We start from the raw sequence: 16,789 nt of genomic DNA on the forward strand, positions 1-16,789 counted from the left end.
CTGGCCCTTGCTCAGGGCGACTTCGGCTTCACGCAATTTGGCGAGGATCTGTTCGACGGTGTGACGGAAACGTGGCATATGGCCCTCCTTTTGGCCCGACCCTAACATACAGGGTGGACCGGATTAAGGGGGCTAGGTCAATTCACTTTCCAACAGGGTCGGGCTGAGTGCTGCGCAGTTGACTTTCACGAACGGCTTGTCGGCGCGGTCGGAATTGCGGTGAATGGCGTTCGCGACCAACTCCTTTCCCGTGCCGCTTTCTCCGAGAATCAGCACCGACTCGCGGGTCGAAGCGACTTTGCCGATCGTTTTGAACACCTCCAGCATTTCGGGTGTCTGTCCAACCAGTTCGTCTTGGACGAGGGGTTCGCTCTCTTCGTCGTTTGATAACGCCTGCACTTGCGCCACCAACGCCGTCTGTGCCAAAGCCCGTCGAACAGTGAACAAGACTTCGTCCAGATCGAACGGTTTGGTGATGTAGTCATAAGCTCCGAGTTTCATGGCCTCGATCGCCGCGCTGCTTCCACCCAAGGCCGTGATGACAATGACCGGTCTTTCGTCCAGCCGGTCCTGGTGATCTCTCAAGATATCCAGGCCGGTGCATCCGGGCATTTTCAGATCAAGCAGAACCAGCATGATGGAGGGGTCTTCTAACGCCTTGGAGGCGTCCATACCGTCCTCCGCCTCGACGACTCGATACCCCTCTGATTCCAGGAGCACACGGAGATTCCTCCGGATCACCCGGTCGTCGTCTGCAATGAGGATTGTGCCTGCGTCGTGGACTGGTGGCATGGCTCCTACCTGTTGGCTATCGGAAGGAGGATACGAAACGTTGCACCAGGGTGCGCGTCAGTTTCAAGTTCAATCTGCCCGCCGTGCTGGAGGACGATCTCACGGCACAGCGCCAATCCCAGCCCGGTCCCCTCCGGGCGTGTGGTGAAGAACGGCTCAAACAGATGCTCCCGGTCTTTGAGTGACATGCCGGGTCCGGTGTCTGCGATGGTGATCTCCACGGCCTGTGCCTGCCTTTGATGGCGAGTGCAGCAGCGAAGGTGTCCGCCGTTGGGCATAGTCTGGAGCGCGTTGGTCGCGAGGTTCAACAGCACTTGACGCAACGCAGCCGGAGATCCCGGGACGAGCGGCAATCCCGGTTCCAGATCGCACTCAAGGCTCACACTCTGGGGGGTGGCCTGCGCTTCCAACAACTTGATCGTCTCCGTAACCAAGTCGTTCACCTGAGTTGGACGTCGCTCCGCATGTTCTGTTCGTGAGAAGTGGAGAAGTCGGGTCAGAATGTCGTTTAGCCGTTCCGTTGCGTGCACGACCGCATCGATAGATCCCGCAACGTGAGCCTGATCAGGTATCCGCTGCCAAAGCTGGATCGTCGAACGGATGCCGGCCAGGGGGTTTCGGATCTCATGCGCTACGCCGGCGAGCAATTTCCCGAGCGATGCGAGCTGCTCGGATCGTCGCAATTCATCGCGGAGTCTCTCGTGCGCAGCTCGTTGTCCTGCTAGCGATCGAGAGAGTGCGAACGTCAGGGCCAACGAGAGGGCTAAGCCGGCCAAAGCCAGGCCCACGGACACCTCATACCAACGAAGACGGCTTTCCAGCTGTTCAGGCCCTGTGAGGCTCACCATCACCCACGTCGCCCAATGCGCGGGACGCTGGGAACCGACTGCTTCGGTCACCACCATGACTCGGCTGGGCCCTACGTCTCGGATGGTGAACAGCGGGGTTGGTTCAGACAGGCTCTGCTGGGCTTGCTGGCGAATTAACGGGGTTTCCAGTGGCGGCGGATCAGTTCGATGCAGCTCAGTCGGATGCGCGACGTCAGCGGTAGGGAAGCCATATCCGCTGAACCGATCCACGTCATTGAGGTAAAAACCTCCTTCCACGCGGGGAAAATTCAGGAGGGTGTGATTGGTAACCGCGGTCAACGACCGGTGCAGTTCCTCCAACTGTGCTGAGTCGTGCCGGGACAGTGATTGAATGACTGAGTCTGCGGAACGAGCCATGAGGTGACTCGCTTCTTGCAGTGCGGTACGAAGCTGCAATTCCCGATGCGGGAGCGCCGTAGCCGTATAGGCGTTGTACAGGAGCGTGCCGACAGACCCGAGGAAAAGGGCGATCGCCAAACCGGCCTGCACTCGCGTATTCTAGTCTGATGATCTAGAGGCCGCCATGTGTCCTTCTCAAATGTCGCTGTCCGTTCGGCTAAGAAACAAGACTCATGCCACACTCAGGTCTACTCGTGGTTTCTTGCCTGAGAGCTCATTTGAGGATAGAAGACTGGCTAAATGCAAGCTCTACGAGGAGGAATCTCTTGCGACGTGAATTACGAGAAACATGGAATGTGGTTGAAAAGGAGAGGGGTGGTTTGGTTGATTCCCTGTCCTGGTGGAAAACACAGGAAGGAACATAATGAAATCATGACCGAGGACGATGCTTGCGTGGTAAGGGGTGCCGCTTACTCCGAGGGAGATCGAGTGGATGAGAACGGAGGGAGAATCATCACACGTTGCTGGGAGATTGTACGGCCTTCACCTGTCTGATCGGCAAAATGAGACGGAAAGTCGTACCCACACCAACAGTGCTCTCGACATTGATGTGACCTTTATGGGCATCAATGACGTCTTTGACGATCTTGGTCCCAAGCCCTGTTCCGCCAGATTTTCGGCTGATGGCACGAGCGGTGAAGAGGCTGTCACGGATTTCCGGAGGCATGCCACGCCCAGTATCAATGACAGATATGTCGAGCACGTCGGCTGTCTGCGCCGCCTCTCCGAGAATGGTGACTGAGCCGCCGGCGGAAACTTCTGATATGGCATTGTTGACGAGGTTGTAGAAGGCGTTGTAAAGCCGCTGTTCGTCTGCCTCAATAGCGGGCAACCCATCGAGATTCTGGCTCCTGAGTGTCACCCCCTTTTTTTTAGCCATCAGATCCAATGTCTTGAAAACCGCGCTCACCACATTCGCGACCTGACACAGCGCAAACCTGGGCGGCGAGGTCATGCCCTTTACGCAGTCCGCAAGCTCTCGGACCCGATCCGAGATTCGTCGAACGTCCTCTTCGACCATCGTGAGGACCTCGTGGCACAGTTTCCGGCTTTTCTCCGTCTGAGGCGTTTTCCGAACGGACCACTTTTCGAACAATTCATCGAGTTCGTCTTTCAGCAACTCCGCTCCGCACAGGACCGGCATGAGCAAGTTCTTGATATCGTGGCTCATGTCACCAGCCAATTGAGCCACCTCCGCGAGTTTCTTGGCTTCAAGTAACCTCGCTTCCTCGATTGCGGGCGTAGCAAGCGAAGAAATCATTGTGAGGACAGCAACGTCGTCTTCATCGAGTTGACGATCGCGCTTATTGAGGATTTCAATCACCCCAATCGGCTCGCCTTGCCACCGTTTTAGCGGCACGATAACCAAATTCTTGATCACGGACCCCGTGGATTTATCAATTCTTTCCGGCAGCGAAGGGTCTTTCTCAGCATCCACGATAATGGCGTGCTGAGCCGACTTGAAGACGGCACCTGCAATCCCGTGATTCCATGGAACGGCTGATCCAGGTGGAACAGGCTTCTCGCCGACAGAACGATAATTGACGAGTTGTTGCGATGCGGCGTCCGCGATCAGAATGGACCCGCTTTCGGCATTGATGGCCTCCAAGGCGGTGTCCAGGGTCTGTGCAAGCAAATCTTCCAGCGTGTTGTATCGTGAAAGCGCCTGAGAGATGAGGAACGCTGTCTCTAATTCTCGACTTCCGTTGGTAACGCGAAGGTCGACCGTTCGTCGCGGAGCGCGACGCCGCTCTTGAAGTGCTGCCTTTTCCGCAGGCAGTTTCTGCTCAGGACGCACCGAGTCATCCTTTCGGCGGCCTCGGTCAGCTGGTGCAATAATTAGGCGTGGAAGTTGTCCTTGAACAGGACATGTTGTTTAACCGCATCTTCGACGACTGCCAGCAGCTTTTCCTTCTCAATGGGTTTAACCAGATAATCCTTGATACCTTGCTTCATGAGTTTCGTGGCGGCTTGGATATCTGGGTGGCCGGTCATAACGACGACAGGGACGGAAGGAAATTGCGCTCGAAAATGGGCAATCGCCCCGACCCCGTCGATCTTTGGCATCTGCATATCGCAGAGAATCATGTCTACCATGAGCGCGTTATCATCTGACCTGATCGCCTGAATGCCTTTTTCCCCGTCCTCTGCCTCGACCACGTCATATCCCGCTTTGGTCAAGACCATTTTGACGGTCGTTCTGATATGCGCCTCATCATCCACAACAAGTATTCTGCCCAGTCCCATAGTGCCCTCCTTTAAGGTTGCGATGAACTTGACCAGTAATAGTCCTTGCTATCCTTACCTACGACTGTCAGTTTGACAAGAAATTGCAAAAAAATGACTGAGGACCTGGGAGAGCCGGAAGGGGTGCCCGTCTTCGCTATGCTATGGTAAGCGGGTAAAGAGTCCGAGCGTATCGCTTGACAGATGGATTTCGCCTACACCGTTGGAGTGAGAACCTCAGGATGGCGCTTGCGCTGAGTTGGACGTGGATGAAAATGACAGAGGCGCCGCAATCATCCGACCGCTATGACAAGGATGCGAACGCCGTCGAGTACGCCTCGTTGCAAGAAATCCTTCAGCTTTTCTAGAATCATCTATGCTCGTGCAAGTTCCCTGGCTCGCCATGCTCGTCCTCCTGCCTCACGCCGTCCCCACGGACACCGGCCGCGGCGTTGTCCATTCCGTTCAACACGCCGACAGCCCAACACCTGGGCCGACCGAAGAGGATTTAGGAGCGGAGTTCAGGCGATCGCGCGAGATGTTGCGGGCGTCGCCGGAGTTCCAAGGGGACACTGCCGACGCTCACTATCGATTGGGCAAGGCTCTTCACCATCGCGGCGATATGGTCGGCGGGGCAGAGGAGTATCGTCTTGCTCTCCGACGTGACCCCCGCCTCGGTGATGCCTATCGCGATCTCGGCGCATTGCTGCTCGACTGGCACGACTACCCCGGTGCGATTGCGGCCCTCGAGCAGGCGGTGCAATTGGGACAGCAGGATGCTGAGACGTATTACTGGTTAGGGCGTGGCTTGATGGGGAAGAGTGACTGGCCTGCGGCTGCTGCGGCCTTTGAGACCGCGACACGAATGAAGCCCGATGACGCGGAAGCCTATGCGGACTTAGGGCTGGTCCGGATGGTGCAGGGTGACGTGACAGGTGCGACAGAGGCGCTTCGCGCCTCGATCGAGTTGAAACCGGACAATGCGGACGCGCACGCGCTTCTGGAGACGCTCACCCTCCATCACTCCGATCGTGACCAGGCGATCCAAGCCGCGCAGAAGGTTCTGGCCGTAATGTTTCGTCGATAGCCCCCCGTTCACGGGGTCCAGTCCGGTTTTGCGTCGATTGTGGAGAGGACGATCGCCTGCACGTAGAGTTGGTGTCCATAGGGTTGTTCCCACGTCTTCAGAAGCAGTAAGTGATGATCCCGCACCTCGATCCATCCGAGCGGTACCCACCCGGGAAGTAACGGAAGTTCCCCTTTGACGCAGGTTTTCCCACACAAGTTGACCCAGGGGTGCCCAGCCTCGCCCGCGCCATAGAGCCAGACAGCGTACCGGCCTTCGGGCAACTTGGACGTCGTGCGGATCGGCGAGACGCCGGGAAGCGGCTGGCGGAACATGACCACTCGATCGGCCTGTTCGCGCGGGACACCGCACCGGCTGCCCAAGGCATAGACCCAGAGCGCATACTCGCCCGAATCGGCTTTGCAATCTTCGAACGCGACGTCCGTCGCGCCCTTCCAATCGGAAGCGCGAAAGATCTGAGAGGTCGGTGGCGATGGGACAGGGCGAGAATTTTCTTCTCCGGTTGCCGGACTCATCGTGACGAGGAGAAGCACCAGCCCGGAGACGAGCCCGAATAGCATCAGCAGACGGAGTCGAACCATGTTGCGCTTGTAGCTGACTGTTATATGGTTGGTCAACGGATCAAGAAAAGAAGTGAGGTCGGTCCGGCCTCTCGAACGCAATGTCGATCTCGCGAGATGTCACTCTCTGTCGAGTCATCCGGTTGACACTGCGCTCTGTAGAACGTAGCCTCTCTTCGTTTCAACTCGACGAATAGATCGTTCACCTAAACAGACATTTGACGATGGATTGGTTGATGCTGATCGGCTTGCTTGTTCTGGTTGTCGCGTGCGGTGTCGCGTCCTTCTCTGTGTATTCGTTCGTCGCCCGAACCAAGAAGGAGTTCCGTGAGACTCAACCCAGTCTGAGGATCTCCAATCTCTCGGCCATGAATGCGGGGAACGTCCTGACTCTCTCTCCTGAGATCGAAAACGTGGGTCGAGGAGTCGCGTATGATTGTGTGATGCATCTGGGTGGCTGGGAGGGGAATTTCGCGATCAAGAAGGTTCATCCTCATGGCCCACGACAACAGAAACACATGGCCTCGATTGTCTTAGGCCCGGATGCAGCGCTCCGCGCGAAGCCAATGACCAACGGGTATCTCCGACTCAGTTATCGAGATCGCTGGGGGCTCAAGTATGAATGTTGGTATCCGGTCGCGCAATTCAAGAGCGTGGCCATTCCTCCCTACCATGTTCAGATCGACCTCGAACATCCTGAATTGACAGAGCCGAACCCTTCCTTCTGGGAAATGCAGAAATTTCTTCGACGGAGCTCCCTCTCCAACTGACCGACAGCGTCGCCAGCCGCTTCTTTCACAGCGGCCCGTGTTCCTTTTTTTGCTTTCGTTGCAGGTTTCTCCTTGAAACGGAGCCGGCCTATCGCTATTTTTCTTTCATGCCTCGTAAACGCGTCGTCATCATCGGGGGCGGTTTTGGAGGCCTCACAGTCGCGCAATCGCTCCGCACTGCCGATGTCGTGCTCGTCGACAGGACGAATCATCATCTCTTTCAACCGCTCCTCTATCAGGTCGCCACCGCTGCCCTGTCTCCCGGCGATATCGCCTGGCCGCTCCGCACCATCTTTCGTCGGAGACTCCATGTCCGCGTCATGATGGATGAGGTCCTGTCCATCGATCGTGCAGCGCGTCTGCTTCGATTACGCGAGAGCGGGCCGATCGCGTTCGACGTCCTCATCCTGGCGCCGGGATCGCGACACTCCTATTTCGGCCACGACTCGTGGGAACAGTCCGCGCCTGGACTCAAGACCATGGCCGACGCGGTTCAACTTCGGGAGAAGATGCTGCTGACGTTTGAGGAAGCCGCGCGACAGCGAGCCGCCACTCCGACAGAAACCCGACTCACATTCGTGATCGTTGGTGGAGGTCCCACCGGCGTCGAGTTGGCCGGTGCACTGGCCGAGATCGGGCGGAAGGCTTTGGGGCCTGACTTTCCGACGCTGCGTCTCGAGGACCTCGCCATCCTGCTCGTGGAAGCCGGTCCTCGTATTCTGCCCGGCTTCAGCTCCGATCTTTCCGCGAACGCCGCTACTGCGCTGGAACGCATGGGAGTCACGATCAAGCTGAACAGCCCGGTGACTGATGTTCGCAGTGATGGCGTGATGATCGGTGACGAATTCATTCAATCCACGAATATCATCTGGGCCGCAGGTAATAAGGCGTCGCCTCTGCTCACGTCGCTTGCGGTTTCTCAAGACGGCGCCGGCCGCGTCAAGGTCCGACCGGATTTGACGATTCCGGGTGATCCGTGGGTCTTTGTTATCGGCGACGCCGCTCATTGTATTGGCTCGGATGGGAACCCGCTGCCGGCATTGGCTCCTGTCGCCATGCAGCAAGGCCGCTATGTTGCGAAGCTCATTCGATATGAAACTCCTCCAGAGCAGCGCCGGCCGTTTGCATACGCGGATCGAGGGATGCTGGCGACCATCGGCCGGGCTCAGGCGGTCGCACAGATCGGTCCGTTTCACTTCTCCGGACTCATGGCGTGGCTGCTCTGGTGCATCGTTCATATTTTCTTCCTGATTGGGTTCCGCAATCGTGTACGGGTGATGCTGGAATGGATGTGGTACTACATCACGTTCAAGCCCGGCGCGAGAGTCATCTATCAACTTCCACAACTCCCCCGAGGACAGTTTCCTCCTGAAAAGTAACCTGGCCTCACTCTCGAACCTGAATCCAATCCGATAATTCCGTGAATCGGTTCTGATGCGACGACCATTGGCGGGAGGGCTGGTCTCCTCGAAACCGTGTTTCCCTGTTGAGGTAGAACTCATCGTCAGATCAGTCGGTTGTAAAGATCTTCTCAATGCTCAGTGTGAAAGCCAGGCATGGCATGACTGATGCTCATTTATTAGGTCGGAGATTAAGAGCAATTGTTAGGGGCATGCCACCCGCAAGGAGGCGAGCCATGAAGCGGGAGAACAAAAGCAGAACAATTGGCGGACTTAGGCGGAGCGTGATTAAGTTTACCGTCACGTGGATCTGCGCGGCAGGCATCTTCAACCTGTTAGGAGTCCCCGTAGCTCCGGCGCTGGCCGAGATGAACCGGGGTGCTTCTATAGCACTAGGAGCAGGAGCAATGCATTTCTGCGCGGTGATGTCGGACGGCACGGTGCAGTGCTGGAAACACATCGCTTTCGACGAGCTCGGCGACAGGATGAGGCCCGATTCGTTGGTACCTGTGACTATCAGCGGGATCACCAACGCCGTGGCGGTCTCCGGCAGGTGTGCGATCTTGGCCGACGGGCGCGTGCAGTGCTGGCGAGAAAACTCTGCTGCTCCGGTGACTATGACCGGAATTACCAACGCAGTGACAATAACTGGCTCCTGCGCAGTATTGGCGGACGGCCGAGTCCAGTGTTGGGACACTGACAAGTTGGACGAGGGGACCACTTCCAGCTCTTCCGTCTCGGTGAATATCCGTGGCATCACGAACGCTGTGGCGGTTTCCCGCGGCGGAGGTTACACCTGCGCGGTCTTGGCTGACGGCAGGGTGCAGTGCTGGGGACACAACGCTCAGGGCGAACTCGGTAATGGGACAACAACTAATTCGTCGGTCCCGGTCAACGTGAGCGGAATTACTAACGCCGTGGCCGTGGCGGCCAGTACGTGTAATTACACCTGCGCAGTGTTGGCTGACGGTTATGTCCAGTGCTGGGGACACAATCTTCACTTTGCCGTGCCTCGCATGAAGATGAATACTTACGCTAGTTCTTTGGTGCCGGTGACCGTGAAGGGAATCACCAACGCCGTCGCAGTCGTGGCTCTGGACCCGCACCCATGCGCCGTTCTGGCTGACGGCCGGGTGCAATGCTGGGGCTTCTTTGGCAGCGGCGGCGGAGGCATGTTGAAGACTTCTGCTCCGGTGACACTCAACACGCTCGGCAAATCTGTCCGAGTCTCCACTAAAACGACTCGGTAGGGAGACACACCATGAAAGGCGACATTGAACAAAGAACAATTGACGGAATTCGGCGGAGCCCGATTCGATCCAGAGCATCAGTGATCCTCGCCTTGGGCCTTGCTGCGGGAATGATGTCGCCAACGCTGGCTGAGACGACTAAGCCTTCCACTGGCGTCCATGGAGTGACGGGACGAGTGACCTACAGCGGGCCTCCAGAAAAACAGCCCGCTTGGCTAAAGGAGTTGAAGGATAACCCCAAGTACAGAGACCTTATACCCCGTTCCAGTTTTTGTCGTAAGGTCGCTCCGAGCGAGCTTGTAGACGGTAACTTCCCCATGTTGAAGGCGATCGAGGTTGGCGCGAAGGGAGAGCTCAAGGGGGCCATCGTCGCCGTCACCGATATCTTGGATGACAAATTCATGGCCGATTATCCTGGAACGGACGTGGTGATAGAACGATGCAGGTACTCTCCGTTTACTGGGGTGGTGGTGAAGGGAAAAAGTCTGCGCGTGGAGAACCTTGATGCAGATCCCAACGATCCAAAAGCAGTCAAAGGAGTATCCCATAACGCACACGCCTTTGAGGTGCAAGGAGTAGTATCTAAGACCATCTTCAACGTTTTTCTGCCAGAAAAAGGGTCACGGTTCGACAAACCCGTTGGCTTGAATAAAGAAAAAAAGGGATCTGAAGTTCGGCTCCAGAGTGATGATCATCCATGGGAACAGGCCTTCTTTCTGTTCGTGACCAACCCCTACTACGCTAAAGCCACGGACGATGGAACCTTTGTGATCAAGGGCGTCCCGCCGGGACGGCACAGGATTGTCGCCTGGCATCCGTTTGCTGGCCGCGCCGAAGCAGACATCGTTGTGGATGAACGCGGTTCGGCACAAGTCAACTTTGAACTGCAGAAAAGGAAAGGGGAGTCTCGACCTTCAGATTAGCAGCCCCGTTTCGCGGCGCGGTTTGCGCTCGCTATTAGATGACACTTGCTTCAGCAAGAGGAATCTCAATCAGGGCCGGACTGCTTGAGGTGGCCGACAGCGGTTTCAGTCCCTCCGCTGCGTCACCGCGAGGCGGTTTGTCCGAGAAGAGCATCACGATGCGCGATCGATCGATTTCGTCGCGAGAAGGCAGCCCGAATGCTTGGCAATACCAGGTTCCGGTAGGTCCCTGTATCGAACAGGGGATCGAGAACGGTTCGTATAAGTGCAACATGCGTCGGACATCAATGTGTTTGAGGATTCCATCCGCCAGATACGCGAGCACCGGCGCGGGAATCTGTAGAGACTCTCCTTCGTTGGTGCCTTTGAGATCGCGCAATACTGTCATTCCGCCACGGCTGGCATAGAGGACGGCGAGGCTGGATGACAGGACCACGATCGCGGAAGAGGTGTCGTGGTGCCGAACGACGCAAGTCTGATCTGCCGGCACGGCCTGTGTGTACATGGCGCCGATCTGCCTTTCGTGAAGATGAAGCCCCAGGCTCGACATCGGCGGGGCTAGGCGACGATGTTCTGCGGGATGGGAGACACTTCGTACTCGTAGCCGCGGCGTCGCAAAGAGATGATGCCGCGACGGCTTAGCGTATCGACTGTTTCGAAGATTTGGTTCCACGACAGTTGCGGTATGTCCTCAACGATCTGGTCGAGTATCACCGGATGAACCGTCTGTAGGTGATGCATCACCAGCGCTTCGTTTTCTTCCAGCGTTGACATCATGGGCGTTCCTTCCGTCACACTGTGGCTTGATTCGCTTGTTAACGTACAGACGCAGTATGACACCCGTGTCATAGGTGCGTTAATAATCGGTTACGTCTTTTTGAGGAAAACGAGGCAAGGGACCTCGTCTGCTCTCCACTTTATGCGTCCGTCCCCTCTGTTCGACCTATTGAAGCAAGCTCTTGGGAAGCATAGAGTAGAGGCATTGTTGGAGGGTATGCATGCGGGCTCTCCTTCTCTCCCTTGTGGCCTGTCTACTGGTCGGCTGTCTGTCGACAACCCGCGCACGCGAGGTCAATTGTATGAGCGTGATGATGTTGGATGTCTGGCAGGCGGATGACGATCTCAAATCTGCCGAGCAGAGATGGCACAGCGTTCAACAGGCTCGCGTCGACCGTGCACAGGCGCTGCAAGACTCCTCGGTGCGATCATTGTTCGTCAGTCACGTTTCTTCTCCTCCCGGTGCTTTTGCACCCATACCTCTGCGCGAAGAGAGCTCAAGAGGTCGGGTGTCGGAGCCGGAAGAAGAGCGGGCGCTGTATCGACAGGTCGTCGCCGCACACAATCGACAGATAGAGGCGGTAGAGTGGTACGGCCGTGTCGCTCGCCGCGTGCAGACCAGAATGGAGGAAGATGAGATCCTCAACCCCCTGCTGGGGACTCTGGTAACCTCAACGGCCATTGTGTTCTACCCTTTCATCCGCTGGAACGTACGATCAGTCCTCTGGGATGGTGTGGACCCCGACGCAGCCGATGATCCGGTGCAGGTATTTTGTGCGACACGCCTGGAGCGGGAGAACCTTGGTCCGCACCCCTAACTGCTCGTATCTTGTCGTTCGCGAGACACGCTTCACGCATCACGCTTATTCCCCGGACTGCTGAATCAGTTTTGCGACAAGGCCGGACCAACCGGTTTGATGACTTGCTCCCACGCCGGCGCCGTTGTCGCCGTGAAAGTATTCAAAGAAGGGGACGAGGTCGCGCCAGTGAGGATTGGACTGAAACTTCTCCACGCCGCCGAAGACCGGCCGTCGGCCGCTGGAATCCCGCAGAAAGATATGCGTGAGGCGCCGGGAGAGTTCGCCCGCCACCTCCCATAACGTCGCCATCCGACCGGAGCCGGTGGGGTATTCCACTTTATAGCCGTCTCCCAAGTAGTAATGAAATTTTTGTAACGACTCGATGATGAGGTAGTTGACCGGAAACCACACGGGACCACGCCAGTTTGAGTTTCCTCCGAAGAGGTTGGTGCTGGACTCAGCGGGTTCATAGTCCACCCGATGCTCTATCCCCATGACCGACAGGCTGTAGGGATGATCCTTGTGGTACCGCGACAGCGCTCTGACGCCATAGGGAGACAGGAATTCCTGCTCATCCAACATGTATCGCAACACTTTTTTCAGCCGGTGGCGACTGACCAACGATAGGAACCGCCGGACGATTCCGTCGGCTGATTGCGTCTCGACATGGATACCGAAGTCAGGACGATTCTCGATGAACCACTGCATCCGGTGTTTGAATCGCGGCAAACTGTCGATCAGGTCTGATTCTAGCGTCTCCACGGCGAAGAGCGGAATCAACCCGACCATCGAGCGAACCTTGAGGGGATGGTTCTGTCCGTCAGGGAGGTGCAGGACGTCATAGAAGAAGCCGTCCTCCTTGTTCCAGAGCTCGATTTTTTCCTCTCCGATGTTGTTGATCGCCCGGCAGATGTAGACGAAATGCTCGAAGAACTTGCTGGCGACATCCTCATAGGCGCGGTTGTCGCGTGCGAGTTCCAGCGCGATCGTCAGCATGTTGAGGCAATACATGCCCATCCAGCTGGTGGCGTCCGATTGTTCAATGTGGCCGCCGGTCGGGACCGGCGCGCTACGGTCGAAGACGCCGATATTATCGAGACCGAGAAAGCCGCCTTGAAAGATATTCTTCCCTTCTGTGTCTTTACGATTCACCCACCAGGTGAAATTTAACAGCAGCTTGTGGAAGACCCGTTCTAAGAAAACGCGGTCGCTGATGCCCGTACGTTTCTTGTCGATCTTGTAGACACGCCAGGCTGCCCAGGCATGGACCGGAGGATTCACGTCGCCGAAGGCCCATTCATACGCCGGGATCTGTCCGTTGGGATGCATGTACCATTCGCGGAGCATCAGAACGAGCTGCTCCTTGGCGAACGTCGGATCGACCAACGCGAAGGGGATGCAATGAAAAGCCAAGTCCCATGCGGCGTACCAGGGATATTCCCATTTGTCCGGCATTGAAATGACGTCGGCGTTGAAGAGGTGGGTCCAGTCAGAATTGCGGCCGTGGAGTCGTTCCCGAGGCGGTTCGGGTCCCATCGGATCACCCTTCAGCCAACGGTTCACGTCGTAGTGATAGAACTGCTTGCTCCACAGAAGACCTGCGAACGCCTGCCGTTGCACCTGTCTGGCATCTTCGGACAAATCGGAGGGAGCCAGACCGCCATAAAATTCATCCGCCTCTCGGCGGCGTTGCGCGAAGACCGCGTCAAACTCCTTTCCTGACACGGCGACACTCTCTGAATGATTGGTAAACCGGAGCCGGATCGTCGAGGTCGCGCCTGGTCCAAGATTCAGCACATAGTGAGCGGACACCTTCGTACCAATTTGATCCGGATTGACCGCCCCCTTGTCTCCATGCACGATGTAATCGTTGATACTGTCCTTCACATAGCGCGAGCCGTCCGGATCACCATACAGTTTCCTTGTATTCGTCTCGTTCTCGGTGAAGAGCAGCTCCGGACCGCCCTGACAGAGAAGACGGCGGTACCCGTAGTAATCATGGTCGCATTCGATGACACTGGCATCTGTGAAAGGCTCTCCTTTGCGGAACCGGGGCCGGCGGAGATCAAGCCCCCACGACCAGGTATTTCGGAACCAGATGGTCGGGAGCACCGTCAGTTCAGCAGCATCGGATCCGCGATTGATGACCTGGATCTGGACGAGCACGTCCTCTGGAGCGGCTTTCGCGTATTCCACAAATACGTCGAAGTAGCGGTCTCCCTCGAAGACGCCCGTATCAATCAGTTCAAATTCCAAATCCTTCCGTCCGCGTCGTTGGTTTTCTTCGAGGAGGTACGTGTAGGGGAACTCGCCCTGCGGGTACTTGTAGAGGTATTTCATATAAGAGTGGGTCGGCGTGGAATCCAGGTAAAAGTAATAGTCTTTGACGTCTTCGCCGTGGTTGCCTTGGTTTCCGGTCAGACCAAAGATCCGTTCTTTGAGCATGGGATCTCGTCCATTCCACAACGCGAGCGCGAAACAGATCATCTGGTGGCGATCGCAGATACCCGCCAGACCGTCCTCGTTCCAACGGTAGGCGCGTGAGCGGGCGTGTTCATGAGGGAAGGCGTCCCAGGCCGCGCCATTGGGGCTATAGTCTTCGCGCACCGTGCCCCACGCACGTTCACTGAGATAAGGACCCCATCGTTTCCAATGCTGATGTCTGTGGGCGTCTTGGTCGAGTCGCTGTTGTTCCGCGTTCAGTGACGGCGGGCTCGACGGAATGTCTCGGTCCGGACGAAGCATATGACTCCTCAATGAAATGTCTTGTTGAATAGACGGCGAGGCAACCTCATTCTGACAATGCTAGTGTGTGACTCTTGTGGTTGCAAGCTTCTGATAGATACAGCGAATGGTTCTCCCGTCGGTCGGAACCGTCGATCGGGGCGTTATCTGTTTGGTGAGGAATTTTGTGGGGCTCACGAGGACGTTCAGCGGGGATTCTGCGGCTGTTGGCCGGCACGCCGGATGAGCGACGGTCGCGGAGTCTTATGATCGTTCCGCTGAGATGCCTTGAATCAGCCGTTCGGTTTCCTGGTACCCGCCCTCGCCGATGCTGACGTATCGAATGGTGCCTTGCTTGTCAATCAGATACATCACCGGCCAGTCGTGATTCCCATACGGGTTCCCGGTGAACGGAAGGGATTCCCGCCGACCTGAAGGAGAAGACCCTCTTGTTGCTTGAGGGCGAGGGTTCTGTCAGTGGCAGTCGGGGAATACTTCGTACCTCTCATGTGTATTTTCCCCCAAGACTTCACTTTGTCGACGGAGTATACTGGCAGTTATTCATCCACTCACCGGCAAGCGTGTGGAGTCGCAATCGTGAGACTCGCTTCTCGCCAGACACACGCCGTCATTCGCCAGGCAACAGTCCCTCTCATCCATTCCAGGCTCGACCTTCTCTGGAGGGTCGCTCATCACCTCAGGAGGTGTACTCATGTCCATCTCGCGGACTTTGAAAGAATATCTTGACCGGGAACATGTCTATTACAACGTGTTGCCCCACCGAGAGGCCTATCGCGCGGCCGTGCTTGCCGAGGTGCTCCAGACGCCGGTTCGGGAGATGGCCAAGGTGGTGATCCTCAAGGTGGACCACCGGTATGTGATGACCGTCCTCCCGGCCGGCTTGCACGTTGATCTCCACCGCCTCCGGGACGTCTTCATGACCAACCACGTTCGACTCGCGACGGAGCAGGAATTCAAGGGGCTCTTTCCGGATTGCGAGCTGGGTGCGATGCCGCCGTTCGGCCCCCTCTACGGCCTGCCGGTGTACGTCGATCGCTCGCTCACGGAGGACGAGTATATCGTCTTCGAAGCGGGGACCCATTCTGAAGCGATCCGCATGCGGTACTGGGACTTCGCCACACTTGTGTTCCCGGTGGTCGAGGAATTTCACCGCTCACCCTCAGCGGTCGGGTAGGGTCTCGAATAGATCAGACGAATTGAGCGCCTGCTCGAAGTCGAGCTGCCAAGCGACGGTGAGACGCGCGACCACGTTGTCTCCCTTTTTCATCACGAGCGCGATCGTCGGACGAATTTCGGCTGGAGCCGCGATGAATTGGCCACCAGCTTGCCTCAGATCCCCGCATACCATTCATACCCTTGATCCTCCCAATACCCGCCACGTCCATCTCCAATGCCGGCCAGGGTTTCGACCAGTTCGATCTTCATCACGTACTTGGCATGCTTGTACCCCAGCTGCCGTTCGAACCGGAGGCGCAACGGGGCTCCGTGCGGGACATCCAACGGCGTGCCGTTCAGCTCATATGCGAGGATCGTCTGGGGGTGATAGGTGTCGGCGACCGCCATGCTTTCGTAGTAGGCCACGCCTTCGTCATCAACATCGGCACAATGAAAGACAGCGTACCGCGCGTTCGGGAGCGGTTGGACTTGCCGCATCAAATCACCCAGCGGAACACCGGTCCATTTTCCGATGGCGCTCCACCCTTCGACGCAATCGTGCCTGGTTATCTGTGTCCGCGCCGGCAGTTCCTTGATTGCCGCTAGAGACCAGCTCATCGGCGCCCGGACCAGTCCGACGAGCTCTACCTTCCATTCAGAAAAATTCTGCTCGATGTGGGCAGCATAGTCGGCAGTGCCAGGATCGATATTGCCGTTGGCCGGGAACACACGCGATACCTCCGATTCGCCATACTCCTTCGCCAAGGCGTTCGCCGGCGTGACGGCTCGCTGGATACGATCGGTCAGTTTCTCGGCCTTATTGAGGATCGATGGAAACCAACTGCTCTGCGTTAAATTGTCGCAGCCGGCGAGCGCGACCAGACTTGCGGCCCCGAGCGTACCCTTCAACAACTGACGGCGTTCCATAGCGCGTTTATGTGAATCCATATGTGTTCTCCGTTTTTTAATAACTCGAAGAGATAGCAGTGTGGAGTGCCGGAAAGGTCGGATACCCGTCCCGCAGGACGTTCAAAGG

At 56.9% G+C, this 16,789-nt stretch carries 17 protein-coding genes; 7 read left to right on the plus strand and 10 right to left on the minus strand.

Translation table 11 applies throughout. The features are described 5' to 3' along the window. Positions 1–132: 132 nt before the first annotated feature. From VEI50_11085 to VEI50_11100, 4 genes are all read right to left on the minus strand, one after another. Positions 133–792 (minus strand): response regulator, encoded by a 660-nt coding sequence (locus tag VEI50_11085; protein ID HXX75664.1) that lies wholly within the window; start codon positions 790–792, stop codon positions 133–135. 5 nt (positions 793–797) lie between these two features. Further along, entirely contained in the window at positions 798–2,150 is a 1,353-nt protein-coding gene (locus VEI50_11090; protein ID HXX75665.1) for an ATP-binding protein, read from the minus strand. 364 nt (positions 2,151–2,514) lie between these two features. After that, a complete protein-coding gene (locus VEI50_11095) occupies positions 2,515–3,858 on the minus strand; it encodes a GAF domain-containing sensor histidine kinase (GenBank protein ID HXX75666.1) in 1,344 nt (447 codons plus the stop codon). Between the two features lie 41 nt (positions 3,859–3,899). Continuing rightward, on the minus strand, positions 3,900–4,307 hold the full coding sequence (locus VEI50_11100; GenBank protein ID HXX75667.1) for a response regulator: 408 nt from the start codon (positions 4,305–4,307) through the stop codon (positions 3,900–3,902). Between the two features lie 355 nt (positions 4,308–4,662). Here VEI50_11100 and VEI50_11105 point away from each other — a divergent pair, with 355 nt between their 5' ends. Next, on the plus strand, positions 4,663–5,373 hold the full coding sequence (locus VEI50_11105; protein ID HXX75668.1) for a tetratricopeptide repeat protein: 711 nt from the start codon (positions 4,663–4,665) through the stop codon (positions 5,371–5,373). Between the two features lie 8 nt (positions 5,374–5,381). Here VEI50_11105 and VEI50_11110 read toward each other — a convergent pair whose 3' ends face one another. Next, positions 5,382–5,954 (minus strand): hypothetical protein, encoded by a 573-nt coding sequence (locus VEI50_11110; protein HXX75669.1) that lies wholly within the window; start codon positions 5,952–5,954, stop codon positions 5,382–5,384. 203 nt (positions 5,955–6,157) lie between these two features. On the opposite strand from VEI50_11110, the gene VEI50_11115 reads away from it, so the two are divergent. The 4 genes from VEI50_11115 to VEI50_11130 all read left to right on the plus strand — a co-directional run bounded on the left by VEI50_11115 (position 6,158) and on the right by VEI50_11130 (position 10,276). After that, positions 6,158–6,703 carry a hypothetical protein gene (locus VEI50_11115; GenBank protein ID HXX75670.1) on the plus strand — a complete coding sequence of 182 codons (546 nt, stop codon included), beginning with the start codon at positions 6,158–6,160 and terminating at the stop codon, positions 6,701–6,703. Positions 6,704–6,810: 107 nt separating this feature from the next. Then, positions 6,811–8,082: an NAD(P)/FAD-dependent oxidoreductase gene (locus tag VEI50_11120; protein HXX75671.1), complete on the plus strand. Its 1,272-nt coding sequence runs from the start codon at positions 6,811–6,813 to the stop codon at positions 8,080–8,082. Positions 8,083–8,339: 257 nt separating this feature from the next. Then, entirely contained in the window at positions 8,340–9,353 is a 1,014-nt protein-coding gene (locus VEI50_11125) for a hypothetical protein (GenBank protein ID HXX75672.1), read from the plus strand. An 11-nt stretch (positions 9,354–9,364) separates the two neighbouring features. Beyond that, positions 9,365–10,276: a carboxypeptidase-like regulatory domain-containing protein gene (locus VEI50_11130; protein ID HXX75673.1), complete on the plus strand. Its 912-nt coding sequence runs from the start codon at positions 9,365–9,367 to the stop codon at positions 10,274–10,276. A gap of 34 nt (positions 10,277–10,310) precedes the next feature. Here VEI50_11130 and VEI50_11135 read toward each other — a convergent pair whose 3' ends face one another. Then, positions 10,311–10,826 (minus strand): hypothetical protein, encoded by a 516-nt coding sequence (locus tag VEI50_11135; protein ID HXX75674.1) that lies wholly within the window; start codon positions 10,824–10,826, stop codon positions 10,311–10,313. A gap of 8 nt (positions 10,827–10,834) precedes the next feature. Then, a complete protein-coding gene (locus tag VEI50_11140; protein ID HXX75675.1) occupies positions 10,835–11,053 on the minus strand; it encodes a hypothetical protein in 219 nt (72 codons plus the stop codon). 221 nt (positions 11,054–11,274) lie between these two features. Here VEI50_11140 and VEI50_11145 point away from each other — a divergent pair, with 221 nt between their 5' ends. Beyond that, a complete protein-coding gene (locus VEI50_11145; GenBank protein HXX75676.1) occupies positions 11,275–11,871 on the plus strand; it encodes a hypothetical protein in 597 nt (198 codons plus the stop codon). A 45-nt stretch (positions 11,872–11,916) separates the two neighbouring features. On the opposite strand, the gene VEI50_11150 is transcribed toward VEI50_11145, so the two are convergent. Then, positions 11,917–14,598, minus strand: coding sequence for a glucosidase (locus tag VEI50_11150; protein HXX75677.1), 2,682 nt, complete (start codon positions 14,596–14,598; stop codon positions 11,917–11,919). A gap of 691 nt (positions 14,599–15,289) precedes the next feature. Here VEI50_11150 and VEI50_11155 point away from each other — a divergent pair. Next, positions 15,290–15,772, plus strand: coding sequence for a YbaK/EbsC family protein (locus tag VEI50_11155; GenBank protein ID HXX75678.1), 483 nt, complete (start codon positions 15,290–15,292; stop codon positions 15,770–15,772). Here VEI50_11155 and VEI50_11160 read toward each other — a convergent pair. Beyond that, positions 15,758–15,946 (minus strand): hypothetical protein, encoded by a 189-nt coding sequence (locus VEI50_11160; protein HXX75679.1) that lies wholly within the window; start codon positions 15,944–15,946, stop codon positions 15,758–15,760. The two genes, VEI50_11155 and VEI50_11160, sit on opposite strands and share 15 nt — an antisense overlap. Next, positions 15,928–16,701 (minus strand): molybdopterin-dependent oxidoreductase, encoded by a 774-nt coding sequence (locus tag VEI50_11165; GenBank protein HXX75680.1) that lies wholly within the window; start codon positions 16,699–16,701, stop codon positions 15,928–15,930. The genes VEI50_11160 and VEI50_11165 overlap by 19 nt, the downstream gene beginning before the upstream one ends. Between the last annotated feature and the right edge of the window lie 88 nt (positions 16,702–16,789).

It is taken from the genome of Nitrospiraceae bacterium (genome assembly GCA_035623075.1).
In the GTDB taxonomy this organism is placed as follows: Bacteria; Nitrospirota; Nitrospiria; order Nitrospirales; family Nitrospiraceae; genus DASPUC01.

Bases quoted from the DNA above. Each gene is read 5' to 3' on its own strand.
- VEI50_11150 (HXX75677.1), bottom strand. From the start codon at position 14,598: ATGCTTCGTCCGGACCGAGACATTCCGTCGAGCCCGCCGTCACTGAAC.
- VEI50_11105 (HXX75668.1), top strand. From the start codon at position 4,663: ATGCTCGTGCAAGTTCCCTGGCTCGCCATGCTCGTCCTCCTGCCTCAC.
- VEI50_11155 (HXX75678.1), top strand. From the start codon at position 15,290: ATGTCCATCTCGCGGACTTTGAAAGAATATCTTGACCGGGAACATGTC.
- VEI50_11115 (HXX75670.1), top strand. From the start codon at position 6,158: ATGGATTGGTTGATGCTGATCGGCTTGCTTGTTCTGGTTGTCGCGTGC.
- VEI50_11085 (HXX75664.1), bottom strand. From the start codon at position 792: ATGCCACCAGTCCACGACGCAGGCACAATCCTCATTGCAGACGACGAC.
- VEI50_11125 (HXX75672.1), top strand. From the start codon at position 8,340: ATGAAGCGGGAGAACAAAAGCAGAACAATTGGCGGACTTAGGCGGAGC.
- VEI50_11165 (HXX75680.1), bottom strand. From the start codon at position 16,701: ATGGATTCACATAAACGCGCTATGGAACGCCGTCAGTTGTTGAAGGGT.
- VEI50_11145 (HXX75676.1), top strand. From the start codon at position 11,275: ATGCGGGCTCTCCTTCTCTCCCTTGTGGCCTGTCTACTGGTCGGCTGT.
- VEI50_11135 (HXX75674.1), bottom strand. From the start codon at position 10,826: ATGTCGAGCCTGGGGCTTCATCTTCACGAAAGGCAGATCGGCGCCATG.
- VEI50_11120 (HXX75671.1), top strand. From the start codon at position 6,811: ATGCCTCGTAAACGCGTCGTCATCATCGGGGGCGGTTTTGGAGGCCTC.
- VEI50_11130 (HXX75673.1), top strand. From the start codon at position 9,365: ATGAAAGGCGACATTGAACAAAGAACAATTGACGGAATTCGGCGGAGC.
- VEI50_11140 (HXX75675.1), bottom strand. From the start codon at position 11,053: ATGATGTCAACGCTGGAAGAAAACGAAGCGCTGGTGATGCATCACCTA.
- VEI50_11160 (HXX75679.1), bottom strand. From the start codon at position 15,946: ATGGTATGCGGGGATCTGAGGCAAGCTGGTGGCCAATTCATCGCGGCT.
- VEI50_11100 (HXX75667.1), bottom strand. From the start codon at position 4,307: ATGGGACTGGGCAGAATACTTGTTGTGGATGATGAGGCGCATATCAGA.
- VEI50_11110 (HXX75669.1), bottom strand. From the start codon at position 5,954: ATGGTTCGACTCCGTCTGCTGATGCTATTCGGGCTCGTCTCCGGGCTG.